At 52.4% G+C, this 12491-nt stretch carries 9 protein-coding genes; 1 reads left to right on the plus strand and 8 read right to left on the minus strand.

The window, feature by feature from the left end; translation table 11 throughout:
* Window positions 1-107: 107 nt before the first annotated feature.
* The 8 genes from B0I18_RS19190 to B0I18_RS19225 form a co-directional block, all read right to left on the minus strand.
* Window positions 108-3575 (minus strand): pyruvate carboxylase, encoded by a 3468-nt coding sequence (locus B0I18_RS19190; RefSeq protein WP_106524372.1) that lies wholly within the window; start codon window positions 3573-3575, stop codon window positions 108-110.
* 135 nt (window positions 3576-3710) lie between these two features.
* Complete coding sequence (locus B0I18_RS25430) at window positions 3711-4202, minus strand: methylated-DNA--[protein]-cysteine S-methyltransferase (protein ID WP_106524373.1); 492 nt, start codon at window positions 4200-4202, stop codon at window positions 3711-3713.
* Window positions 4203-4256: 54 nt separating this feature from the next.
* Window positions 4257-5228: a thioredoxin-disulfide reductase gene (gene trxB, locus B0I18_RS19200; protein WP_106524374.1), complete on the minus strand. Its 972-nt coding sequence runs from the start codon at window positions 5226-5228 to the stop codon at window positions 4257-4259.
* Window positions 5229-5356: 128 nt separating this feature from the next.
* Window positions 5357-6256, minus strand: coding sequence for a DUF4249 domain-containing protein (locus B0I18_RS19205; RefSeq protein ID WP_106524375.1), 900 nt, complete (start codon window positions 6254-6256; stop codon window positions 5357-5359).
* 15 nt (window positions 6257-6271) lie between these two features.
* Window positions 6272-7039 (minus strand): 23S rRNA (guanosine(2251)-2'-O)-methyltransferase RlmB, encoded by a 768-nt coding sequence (rlmB, locus tag B0I18_RS19210; protein ID WP_106524376.1) that lies wholly within the window; start codon window positions 7037-7039, stop codon window positions 6272-6274.
* Window positions 7040-7166: 127 nt separating this feature from the next.
* The gene (locus tag B0I18_RS19215; RefSeq protein ID WP_106524377.1) at window positions 7167-7664 is read right to left on the minus strand and encodes a thioredoxin family protein; all 498 of its coding nucleotides are present in this window, start codon (window positions 7662-7664) and stop codon (window positions 7167-7169) included.
* Window positions 7665-7742: 78 nt separating this feature from the next.
* Window positions 7743-10022, minus strand: a complete 2280-nt coding sequence (locus B0I18_RS19220; protein ID WP_106524378.1) for a TonB-dependent receptor — start codon at window positions 10020-10022, stop codon at window positions 7743-7745.
* Between the two features lie 73 nt (window positions 10023-10095).
* Window positions 10096-11313 carry a GTP-binding protein gene (locus B0I18_RS19225; RefSeq protein WP_106524379.1) on the minus strand — a complete coding sequence of 406 codons (1218 nt, stop codon included), beginning with the start codon at window positions 11311-11313 and terminating at the stop codon, window positions 10096-10098.
* 360 nt (window positions 11314-11673) lie between these two features.
* Here B0I18_RS19225 and B0I18_RS19230 point away from each other — a divergent pair, with 360 nt between their 5' ends.
* The gene (locus B0I18_RS19230; RefSeq protein WP_106524380.1) at window positions 11674-12474 is read left to right on the plus strand and encodes an alpha/beta fold hydrolase; all 801 of its coding nucleotides are present in this window, start codon (window positions 11674-11676) and stop codon (window positions 12472-12474) included.
* The last annotated feature ends 17 nt before the right edge of the window (window positions 12475-12491 follow it).

The following is a 12491-nucleotide window of genomic DNA, read 5'->3' on the forward strand; positions in this document are numbered from 1 at the left end:
GGCTTCTAACAGAACAACAGAACAGCTAAAATAACAGAAGGCTTCCGGGTTGATTCCGGAAGCCTTCATTTTTATGCTGAGGATTTTAGCAGTTGTGCCGGTTTTGTTTATTCCATTTCTATCACAACATCGTTCTGGTCTACCATTGTACCGGCCAGGATATGCACTTTCTTCACTTTGCCATCCTTGGAGGCGCTTACGGTGCTCTCCATCTTCATGGCTTCGATCACGAACAGGGCGCTGCCTGCTTTTACTTCGTCGCCTTCTTTTACCAGCACCACGCTCAGCTTACCCTGCAGCGGCGCGCCGGTTTCTTTGGTGCTGTCGCTTACTTTCTTATGTTGTGGTTTTACCGAGGCTACCGACTTGTCTTTCACTTTAATGGTACGGTTATAGCCATTCAGTTCGAAAGATACGGTACGCATACCGCTTTCGTCGGCATCGGAAACATAGATCAGTCTTACGTGGATGGTTTTACCCTTACCCAGTTCGATCAGCAATTCCTCGTTGTTCTTCATCGGGTAGAAGAAGGCCGGTGTCGGGATATTGCCCACTTCGCCAAACTCGTTCAGGTGGTTATAGTATTCGTCATAAACCTTGGGGAACATCTGGTACGACAGGAAGTCGAGGAAGCTGCTGCCCGGGTATTTGGCGTCGAATGCTTTTACCGCTTCATCCAGGTCGATATCGGGAAGCAGCTGTGCATTGGTATCGCCTGCCGGTGGCTCGTTGCGCAGTACGATCTGTTTCAGTTTTTCCGGGAAACCGCCATAAGGCACACCCAGTTCGCCCCTGAAAAAGCCGACTACGGAAGCCGGGAAGGAGTGATTCTGTTTTTCGTCGAGCACATCGGCTGCGCTCAGGCCGTTGGCCGTCATGAACAGCGCCATGTCGCCCACTACTTTCGAGCTCGGCGTTACTTTTACGATATCGCCAAACAACTGGTTCACCACCGCGTAATTGGTCTTGATGGTGGAGAGTTGTCCGCCCAGGCCAATGGCGTCGGCCTGCTGGCGCAGGTTGGAGTATTGTCCGCCGGGTATCTCGTTGTCGTACACTTCGGCTGTGGCCGATTTCAGGTCCGATTCGAAAGGATAATAGTATTCGCGCACGGCTTCCCAATAGTTGCTATAGGCATTCAGGCTGTGCAGGTTGCTTTTGCGTTCGCGCTCATGACCTTCCAGCAGGGCTACCAGCGAGTTCAGGTTGGGTTGTGCGGTGGTACCGCTGAACGAAGCCAGGGAACAGTCGATGGTATCGATACCGGCATTGACCGCATTCAGGTAGGTGGCGATCTGCGTACCCGCCGTATCGTGGGTATGCAGGGCTATCGGCATGTCTACGGCTTCTTTCAACGCCTGTATCAGCACGGTGGCTGCATTGGGTTTCAGCAGGCCGGCCATGTCTTTAATGGCCAGCATATGCGCACCGGTATCTTCCAGCCTTTTGGCCAGGTCGGTATAATACTGCAGGTTGTATTTGTTGTTGTCCTTACGCAATACGTCGCCGGTATAACAGATAGAAGGCTGTGCAATACCGCCGGTATGTTTAACCACATGCTCGATACCGGGCAACATGGATTCGATATTATTCAGCGAGTCGAAGATGCGGAAGATATCGACGCCGCACTCCCAGGACTTTTCGATGAACTGGTGGATCACATTCCGCGGGTAGGCCGAGTAGCCTACAGCGTTGAAGCCACGGAACAGCATTTGCAGCAGTACGTTCGGCATGGCTTTGCGAATGTCTTTGAGGCGGGTCCAGGGATCTTCGTGCAGGAAACGCAGGGCTACATCGAAGGTAGCGCCGCCCCATACTTCCATCGAGAACAGTTCGGGATGGTTATAGGCATAGCCTTCGGCCACGGCCAGGATGTCGCGGCTGCGTACACGGGTAGCCACCAGCGACTGGTGGGCATCGCGGTAGGTAGTATCGGTAAAGAGTACCGGCTTTTCGGCTTTCAGCCATTGCATGAATTGCTGCGGGCCCAGCTCGGTCAGTTTATCTTTGGTGCCTTTCGGATGATCGGCAAAGGAATTGAAGGATGGGATCTCCGGGGTGCGGAATTTGCGGCCGGCATCAAAATGCTTGACATCGGTATGCCCGTTGATCTTGATATTGGCCAGGTATTTCAGCAGCCGGGTAGCGCGGTCTTTGGGGCGGTCGAAGGCAAACAGTTCGGGGTTGGTATCGATAAAGTTAACCGTGCAAAGCCCTTTGCGGAACTGCTCGTGCGAGATCACGTTTTCCAGGAAACGGATATTGGTCGTTACCCCGCGTACCCTGAATTCGCGCAGCGAACGGTTGAGGCGTTGTGCGGCGCCGGCCAGCGTACGGCCGCTTGCCGTTACTTTTACGATCATCGAGTCGAAGAAGGGGGAGATCTTCATGCCCGAGTAGGCGCTGCCCTCGTCGAGCCTGATGCCGAAGCCGCCTGCATTACGATAGGTAATGAGGGTGCCGTAGTCGGGTTTGAAGCCGTTTTCCGGGTCTTCGGTGGTGATACGGCACTGGATGGCAAAACCATTCAGTTTTACATCATCCTGGTTCTGGATAAAGATGTTGGGATCGGACAGGGGAACGCCCTGCGCGATAAGGATCTGGCTGCGTACGATATCGATACCGGTTACCTCTTCGGTAACGGTATGCTCTACCTGGATACGCGGGTTTACCTCGATAAAATAAACATTATCGGCGCGGTCGACCAGGAACTCTACGGTACCGGCGTTATTATAATTTACGGCTTTGGCAATTTTCAGCGCATAGTCGTATACGGCTTGTTTTACTTTATGGGAAAGATTGGGGGCCGGGGCTATTTCCACTACTTTCTGGAAGCGGCGTTGTACCGAGCAATCGCGCTCGAACAGGTGTACCACGTGCCCGTGGTTATCGGCCAGCAGCTGTACTTCGATATGTTTGGGCTGGTCGATGAATTTTTCAATAAAGATAGTGCCATCGCCAAAGGCTTTCTGGGCTTCGTTGTGTGCCTCGGTAAAGGAGGCGATCAGGTCTTCTTTCTGGCGTACCACGCGCATACCACGCCCGCCACCACCGGCGGCGGCTTTTAGGATAATGGGGAAACCGATACGTTCGGCTTCGGCAATTACCTGGTCCGAGTTGCCAAGCTCGATCATACCGTCTTCGATCACCGGTACCTGTACGGAACGGGCTATTTTCTTAGCCGCGATCTTATCGCCCAGCTGTTCCATAACCTCGGGTGTGGGTCCGATAAAGATGATACCTTCCTCGCGGCAACGGCGCGCAAACTGTACATTTTCGCTCAGGAACCCGTAACCCGGGTGGATAGCGTCTATCCGGTTATCTTTTGCCGTTTTGATAATGGCTTCGATGTCCAGGTACGGTTTCAGCGGTTCTTCTTCGCTGCCGATCAGGTAGGCTTCGTCGGCCTTGTACCGGTGCAGGGAATACCGGTCTTCATACGTGTAAATGGCAATGGTACGGATACGCATTTCTGATGCGGCACGGAGGATACGGATCGCAATTTCGCCCCTGTTGGCAACCATAAGTCTTTTGATTGCATTGGGCCCGCCTGTTGCGAGGGTGTCGGTATGCATGAGGTATAATTTTTTGATGGGTGTATAAATTGATTAAACAGTTTGCTTTTATACCCAAAAAGCGGTGCAATGTACAGCAATAATCTAAAAATAAAAGAATAGGAAAGTTAAAAAGAGATAACTTATGAAAAGCGGCTACCAGAGCGTAGGCTGGCCGTATTTACCGGAGCCTTCGAGCCTGAGGAGGAATTCTTTGCGCCAGAGTCCGCCGGCATAACCGGTAAGGTTGCCATTGGCGCCGATTACCCGGTGGCAGGGGATCAGGATAGCAATGGGATTTTGGCCATTGGCGGTACCTACCGCCCTTACGCTTAGCGGGTTATTGAGCCGGCGGGCGATATCGGAGTAGCTGGTTGTTTTACCAAAGGGGATTTGGAGCAGTTCCTGCCAGACCTGTTGCTGGAACTGGGTTCCGGGTGGTGTAAGGGGCAGGTCGAAGCTGCGCCTGCCGGCGTGAAAGTATTCGTCGAGCTGTTGGATCGCCGCAGTAACCAGGCTGTTCGTCGCCGGCGCCGTATCGCCGGGCTGACCGGCTCCGTCGTCGATAAACAGTACGGAATGCAGACCGGAGTTGTCTGCCCTTACCTGTATGGCACCCAATGGCGAAATATAACAGGCGGTATACATAGGGATATGAAAAGGCCCGGGAGCCGTAAGGTCCCGGGCCGGTATAGGTTTAGGTTAGGCTACAGTTGGCTCCTGCAGGGCAGCCTGGTGCTCCAGGGCGCCCAGGTAGCGTTCTGCATCGAGCGCTGCCATACAACCGCTGCCGGCTGCGGTTACAGCCTGGCGATAAATTTTATCCTGTACGTCGCCGCAGGCAAACACGCCTTCGATATTGGTACGGGAAGTACCGGGGATCGTAACGATATATTCCTGCTCGTCGAGCGTGATGTAGTCTTTAAACAGGCCGGAATTGGGCTGGTGGCCGATGGCCACGAAGAAAGCACTCAATGGGATGGTGGTCTCCTCGCCGCTCTGATTGTCTTTTATTTTTACACCTTCTACTTTTTTATCCCCCAATACCTCAAGGGTTTCGCTGTTCCAGTATACCTGGATGTTCGACGTTTTTAATACGCGGTCCTGCATTACTTTAGAAGCGCGCATTTCGTCGCGGCGTACGATCATGTGTACTTTGGTACAAAGCTTAGCCAGGTACAGGGCCTCTTCGCAAGCGGTATCGCCGGCGCCTACGATCGCTACTTCTTTATCTTTAAAGAAGAAACCATCACATACGGCACAGGCCGAGACGCCATAACCGTTAAGACGCTGCTCGGACTCGATGCCTAGCCATTTGGCCGATGCACCGGTAGCAATGATTACGGAATCCGCTTCGATCCATTTTTCTTCATCCACTTCCACTTTAAACGGGCGCTGCGAAAAATCTACTTTAGACGCCATACCCCAACGGAGATCGGTACCCATACGACGGGCCTGGGCCTCGAAGTCTTTCATCATCTGCGGACCCATAATACCTTCGGGATAACCGGGATAGTTCTCCACATCGGTAGTAATGGTCAGCTGGCCACCCGGCTGCAGACCTGAATAAAGTACAGGTTTCAGACCCGCACGGGCTGCATAGATAGCCGCAGTGTATCCTGCCGGTCCTGAACCAATAATAAGGCAATGAATTCTTTCTGTTCCTTCTGACATTTTTATAACTCGTTTTAAATATTTTATGCTTGAAATAACAAGCGAAAATAATGTATTTTTTTGTTGTTTCCCGGTCTCCGGCCATAGTTACTTTCAATACAGGCTTACCGGTTGGTGGCAGCAGGGGGTTAACGGATCACGATGGTGCTGGTACTCACACCGTAGCCGGCCCATACGCCCAGGGCGCCGCCCGATATATTGCTGGTAACCGCAACGGGAGTCGTAAAGGGATTGCCGGTAGAACCGTAGGAAAACTCCAGGGTACGCCAGAAATCGAATACGCCCTTGTCGATCGCGCTCCATTTTACGGTTACGGTATCGCCTGCGTAAAAATAGCCGAAAGTTTCGCGGTTTATCGTGTCCATTTTGTTAAAACCGGCGTCGATCTGTACCTGGATGCGGGTACCGTTGATAATCACATCGTCGTATACGGAATAATAGGGCGGCAGGTAGGCCTCGCTGTTCTTCCGGGTATAATAACGGATCCTGTTGCCCAGGGTGTCCGGGTCGGTATAACTGCCGAAAAGCTGTCGCATACCCGGGAAATCAGGGCTTTGCTTGTCGGGCGGCGGCAGCTCGGACCAAAGCGAATCCAGTGGTTTTACGCGGGGGATAAAAGTACTGGAGGTATAGGTCTTCCCATTTACTTCGATCTTCAGGTCGTAGTTTTTGCCTGCCTCGCCGGTAAAATTACGGGCTGCAAAGTCGCCGGTATCTACCGAATAGACATAAAAGCTGACGCCGTTATTATCGTAGGAGTATTCTTTCAGGGTAAAAGAGCGGTTGCCTTCGCTCACGGTAATTACCGCATCGTGCAGGAAGGCATTGCCCAGGGTGCTGAAGTCCACCCTGGAGAAGAAGCCGATGCTTTTGGATAAGAGCACATAGGGCGGCAACCCGCTTTCGATGGTGCCTTCGACCACTACTTTTTCTGCACTGGGTCCCAGGTCGAAATTAACCTCTTTCTCGCAGGCGCTGAGGCCGGCAAGTGCAATAAGACCCACTGCAACAAAAAGCTTTTTGATCATCAGGACGCGCAGAGGCTATCCCCTCTGCCGGTTTACTTCGTATAAAATGATACCGGCTGCTACCGATACATTCAGCGAATCAAATTTACCGGACATTGGGATACGGACCAAATCATCGGCCTGTTTTAATATGAAATCGCTTACGCCCTTGTCTTCGGCCCCCATTACGATAGCCAGGGGATAGCTGAGGTCGGCGGTGGCAATAGTCTCGCTGCCCTTCAGTGCCGTAGCCAGGATGCGGATGCCGTTCATACGCAGGATGTCGACGGCCTGCTCTACTGATGCAATGCGGCATACAGGCAGGTGCTCGAGCGCGCCGGCAGAGGCTTTAATACCTTCTTCGGTAATGGCTGCATTGTTGGATGAGGGCACAATAAGCGCATGAGCGCCGTAACATAAGGCCGAACGTGCAATAGCACCCAGGTTGCGGGTGTCGGTAATGCCGTCCAGCAGGATCATCAATGGCGTCTCTCCTTTATCTACTACCATGCTGATCACATCCTGCAGCGGCTGGTACTCGATCAGTCCGGCAATGGCCACAACGCCCTGGTGGTTGGCCTGGGTAAAGCGGGTCAGCTTCTCCTGCGGCACCAGGCTTACGGCAATATTGCGTTCCCTCGCTATTTTTTTGATACTGTTGATCTCATCGCCGGTAGCGGTTTGCAGCAGGAATATCTTTTCGATGTTCTGTGCTTGTTGCAGGGCTTCCAGCAAAGGTTTGCGCCCGATAATGAGGCGGTTTTTAGGAACAGAAGGGCGGGACTTTCGGAATGAAGGATTCAATGGACGGAAATTTGTACGTTAGACCTGTAATAAACAGGAACATGGAGGAGGCCTCCATGTTCCTGTGCTGCAAAGTTAACTTAAATTACCTTGTCCGCCTGCATGGGCGGTGCCCTTAAAGAGTTGATCAGTTTTTCAGCGTTTTGCCGGCCACCGCGTCTGGGCTCCATTGGGTAAAGAATTCGGCGATTTTTGCCGGGCTATGGCCTTTCCCTTCTTCGAGGTAGGCCGAGCTTTGGGTATGGATGCGTTTGCCCTGTTCATCCAGGATCACGAACACCGGGAAGCCGAAACGCTGCGGATAACCCAGCTCCTTCCAGATCGCATCTTTACTGTTTTTCTGCTCGTAGTTTACGTATACCATCACGTAGTTGTCCTTTTGCAGGCGGCTTAGGGTATCGTTAGCCGCTACCGTATGGTGAAACCGGGTGCACCAGATACACCAGTTACCGCCAACCTGCAGCATCACATACTTGTGTTCTTTGGCTGCCTGTTGTACTGCCTTTTTGATATCCGCACGGGCATCCGCATTAGGGTCGTACAGTTTAGGTCCTGCTTGTTTATCCTGGGCAAAGCCCAGCATCGCGGGCAGTACCAGTAATATACTGAAGAGTATTTTTTTCATAGTACGAAGGTAAACCAGCTAATGCTAAAATAAACATAAGGCGTTGCGGCCCCGGCATCGAGTTTGCTTATCGCTGTATTACCTGGCCCTGCTCCGGCTAGGTTGTAAGAAGGTATAGCGCAAGCCGGCAAAGAGCCGCGTACCCTGCAATGAGGCGTAGTTATATTCCGTATCGAAGGTATAACCTTTGGGGTTATTTACCGGGTCGTTCACATATTTGTCGAAGGGGTCGAAGGCGCGCATAAACACATCTTTCGGGATAAAATTGAAAAGGTTTTTAACGCCCCCGTATACCTCGATGCCGCCGGGCAGCTTCTGGGTCAGCTGTATATTGGCAATGCAGAATGCGGGGGAGTATTCGGGGCGGTAGTCTTCCGGTTGTAGCGGCAGGCGCATGGGGCCGTTGAACTGCCCGGTAAAGTCGGCTGTGCAGCCGAAGGGCAGGGTATAACTTATCGCGAAGTTGCCCGACCATCTGGGTGCAAACAACTGGTTGCTCCTTTTCAGGGTACCGGTATGGTGCTCATCATTCATCTGGAACACATCCATAAAAGTAACCCCGGCCATTACCTGCAGCGGAATGCTGAAGGTCATAGTCGTATTGAGCGATACGCCGCGGGAGATCGCATGGCCCGAAAGGTTGTCGTAAATGATCTTATTAGGATCGGTATTGTAGTCGCCGATGATCTTATTGGTAAAATAGCTGTAGAAGCCGGTGGCATCGATATTGATAAAATTAGCGCCTATAGGTACCTGCCATACATAGTTCAGGTTGGCGTTGTAAGACTTCTCGGGTTTCAGATCGCTAAGGATCTCTACCTTGCGCGAGCCGGTAAGCGCGGCATGGTCTTCGGTAAAAAGGTTAACCACCCGGAAGCCCGTGCCAAAGCTGCCTCTCAGCGTGTGCCTGTTATCGGGCGACCATTTATACGCCACGCGCGGCGAGTGGATATTGCCGTGGTACCGGTCGTAATCGTAGCGGTAGCCCGCAAGCAGTTTATGATGATTATTAATGCGCCATTCATCCTGGATGTAGATGCCGGGCAACGGTTTGCGGTCGGGTGCATTGAGCCCGTCGGCGGTGGCGGTACCGGGGGTATTATCGTCGTAATAGGTATAGCGGAACGAAGAGCCGAGCAACAGGTTATGACCGCCCCACTGTTTATCCCAGTACACCTGTGCAAAGGCAACGCGTTGTACCGCCTGGTACGAGGTAGTGCCGTAGTAAGAATCCTGGTTATGATCGTTGAGCGAGAACTGCAGCATGATCTTCTCGGCTACCGGTAGCTGGTACTGGCCGATCAGTTCCCATCTTTTGGTATAAATGCTTTCGCCGTATACCTGGTCGCCGCCGCGGAAGCTTTTATTCCAGCCCATTTGGCCACCCCAGCGATCTTCGTACACATAACGCGCCGCAAGGCTGGCTACCCGGTTCAGTTTACGGTTAAAATTCCATTTGTTGAACACCGATACGCGGTTCTGGAGCGCTACATCGGTAAAGCCATCGCCGTTTTTATCAAAGGGTTTCTGGTAGTTAAAGTAATTGATGCCCAAAAGGGCCTGGGCCTGTTTGCCTACATTGGCTTTCAGCGAAAGGTCGGCATTGTACTCCTGCCAGGAGGTAGCCATCAGGTCGGCGCTGACAACCGGCGCTGTTGCCGGGTTTTTCGTAATCACGTTAATGATGCCGCCCATGGCTTCGCTGCCATAAAGTGCTGCAGCAGGCCCCTTTACCACTTCGAGCCGCTCTACGATGCTGTTGGGAATGCCACTCAGGCCGTATACCGTCGATAACGAACTTACAATGGGCATGCCGTCGATCAGTACCATGGTATAAGGCCCTTCCATCCCGTTGATATGGATATCGCCCGTGTTACACACGTTGCAGTTCAACTGGGGCCGTACGCCATTGATCATGCCTACGGCTTCGAATAGCGATGGGCTGGGGTTCTTCTTAAAAAACTTCGGGGTAAATACTTCGACCGGTATAGGACTTTCGGTGCGGCTTACACTGCGCAGGGTGCCGGTTACCACCACCTCGTCGACCTGCAGCACCGGTTTCAGCATAATGGTCAACTCTTCCGTATTACTAACCTGTATGGTATCGGGTTGGTAGCCCAGGAGGCTTACCAGCAGCCGGGGCCGGGACAGGCTGTCGGGCAGGCTTAGGCGGAAGCGGCCCTGCTCATCGGTGTGTACCGCATAATCTGCTGCAGGTATGGCCACGGTTACATAAGACAGGGTTTCGCGGCTGCGGGCATCTTTAACCTGGCCGCTAATGCTGCGGCTTTGGGCCTGCGATATTGCAGGTTGCAACAATAAAGTATAGAAGAGTAGAAAGTAAACTAGTTTATTCATCTTAATTTTTATTTTGTTTGCAAAGAAACAATAATTTAGATTAATCTAAAAATAAATTTTGGTAAACTAATTACTATTCCAGCTCAGCGGGAAAAGGATCCTCCCAGATATGATGCGGCTGTAACAGGTGCAGCTCCCCGGGTTGCAACAGGCAGGCTTCCAGTTCGGTCATGATCTGGTCCGTATCCGGGTGCTGGCCGATAAATACCAGTTCGTTGCGCCGGTCGCCCCATTGTTTGTGCCAGCGGCTTTCTATATCGGTTTGGTATTCGCGGAAACCCGGGTGGCGGTGGCGCTCGGCAAAAGGCATGCTGCTCCACCATACCCCGGCGTGGGTAACCCGCAGCGAACCGCCCGCCTGCGAAAAACTGATGGCTATACCCGGCCGCGAAGCAAGCCAGAACAGGCCTTTGGCCCTGATCAGCGAAACAGGGTAATCGTGGTTCAGGTATTGCCAAAGTCGTAAGGGGTGGAAGGGGCGCGGGTCGCTGAACACGAACGACCGGATCCCGTAGGCTTCGGTCTCGGGCTGGTGCTCCTGTTCCAGTTCCTGTTGCCAGGCCGCGGTGGCGGCCGCTTCGCCGGCATCGAACAGGCCGGTATGGATCACTTCCGGCAGATTTACCCGGCCAAAACTGCTGGTCAGTATACGCGCCTCCGGGTTGAGTTTTTGTAACATGCTGCGCAGCAGGCTCACCGTATCGGCAGGTACCAGGTCGGTCTTATTGAGCAGGATCACGTTGGCAAACTCTACCTGTTCGGTCAGGAGGTTTACGATGGGACGGGCATCGGCATCGTTGCCGGCCGGTGCACGATCGGCAATCAGGTCGGTGCTGCCGAAGTCGCGTATAAAATTATAACAGTCTACAACGGTTACCATGGTGTCGATATAGCTGAAACGGCCCAGGTCGATACCGCTGGTTTCGTCGATATAGCTAAAGGTTTGCGCCACGGGTACGGGTTCGCTGATACCGGTGCTTTCGATAATCAGGTAATCGAAGCGGCCCTCGCGAGCCAGTTGTTCCACGGCTACTACCAGGTCGGCGCGCAGGGTACAGCAGATGCAGCCGTTGCTTAAGGTTACCAGCTGCTCTTCCGTATGCGACAATACGTCCTGGGCTTCAATAAACTGTGCGTCGATGTTTACCTCGCTCATATCATTAACGATCACGGCTACTTTCAGCCCCTCTTTATTGTGCAGGATATGATTGAGCAGGGTGGTCTTGCCGCTGCCCAGAAAGCCGGATAATATGGTTGCAGGTAATTTTTTAAGTGGTCTGAAATCGGACATGATTTTTTAGGGAATAAATGGGTTAGGGAATAACAGGATCGATGGCTTGCGCATGCTGCCGCTCCGGGGCAGCGCATGCCCGGTGATGTTTGCAATCTTTACTGCAACTGCAACTGAGTGTACAGCAATACAGCAGGAGCAACGACATTTTTAAAAGGGCGTAAAATTTCATGAGCTATAAATTTTTAAATGCAACAATGTTGCAAATATACAAAATGCAACAATGTTGCATTTGTGTGTTATGGGTGAAATAAAGGGGGATATTGGTTCTTGCCGGGGCTTACCGTATGCCTTGTTGGTGATAAAGTAATACCCGTTACGGTGTTTTAATGCCTATTTTTACCGGTCTAACGCGGTATTATGTTATTACGGTTCCCTGCTTTTATACCCCGGTTTGTCCTGGTCCTGTTGGTAGTGCTACCGGCGGTAGCGGGCTTGCCTGCTGCGGCCCGGGTAACCGAAACGGAGCATAGTGGCGCAGAAGCCTTACCTTGCGGCAACGCAACCGGGAACGATATGCAGACTATATATTTTTTTAGCGGGCTGGGCGCAGACGCCCGTGCTTTCGACCGGTTGGAGCTGCCGGGTTGCCGGATCATACATATCCGGTGGATCGACCCGCTAAAGGGCGAATCCATGGCGGATTACGCCCGCAGGTTATCGGAGCAGATCACGGTGGCGCACCCGGTATTGGTCGGTCTTTCGTTTGGGGGGATGATGGCGATCGAAGTTTCCAGGATCATACCGGTTCAAAAACTGGTCCTGATCTCTTCTGCAAAAACGGCAGGGGAACTGGCCGCGAATAAATCGTTTTTCCTGAAATGGGGCCTGTACAAATACCTGCCGGGTAGTTGGATCACCAAGCCTAATTTTATGGTCTACCGCCTGTTCGGCGCTGCATCGCCTGCCGATAAGGCGCTGCTGGCGGCCATCCTGGAGGATACCGATCCCCGCTTTTACCGTTGGGCAATGAATGGCATGGTGCACTGGGACAACAGTTATATACCGGCGCATCTGATACACATCCACGGCACCGCCGACCGGATCATTCCTTTTCAAAATGTAAAAGCCGACTTCGCTATCGAAGGCGGCGGTCATCTTATGGTCTATAACCGTGCTGCAGAAATAAGCCGGATCATACGCGACTATCTTAACCTGTAAAAACTTTTTAACCGATA

The organism is Taibaiella chishuiensis, assembly GCF_003014535.1.
In the GTDB taxonomy this organism is placed as follows: domain Bacteria; phylum Bacteroidota; class Bacteroidia; order Chitinophagales; family Chitinophagaceae; genus Taibaiella; species Taibaiella chishuiensis.

Coding starts and splice junctions, on each gene's coding strand:
- B0I18_RS19190 (WP_106524372.1), bottom strand. CDS start 3,575: ATGCATACCGACACCCTCGCAACAGGCGGGCCCAATGCAATCAAAAGA.
- B0I18_RS25430 (WP_106524373.1), bottom strand. CDS start 4,202: ATGTATACCGCCTGTTATATTTCGCCATTGGGTGCCATACAGGTAAGG.
- trxB (WP_106524374.1), bottom strand. CDS start 5,228: ATGTCAGAAGGAACAGAAAGAATTCATTGCCTTATTATTGGTTCAGGA.
- B0I18_RS19205 (WP_106524375.1), bottom strand. CDS start 6,256: ATGATCAAAAAGCTTTTTGTTGCAGTGGGTCTTATTGCACTTGCCGGC.
- B0I18_RS19215 (WP_106524377.1), bottom strand. CDS start 7,664: ATGAAAAAAATACTCTTCAGTATATTACTGGTACTGCCCGCGATGCTG.
- B0I18_RS19220 (WP_106524378.1), bottom strand. CDS start 10,022: ATGAATAAACTAGTTTACTTTCTACTCTTCTATACTTTATTGTTGCAA.
- B0I18_RS19225 (WP_106524379.1), bottom strand. CDS start 11,313: ATGTCCGATTTCAGACCACTTAAAAAATTACCTGCAACCATATTATCC.
- B0I18_RS19230 (WP_106524380.1), top strand. CDS start 11,674: ATGTTATTACGGTTCCCTGCTTTTATACCCCGGTTTGTCCTGGTCCTG.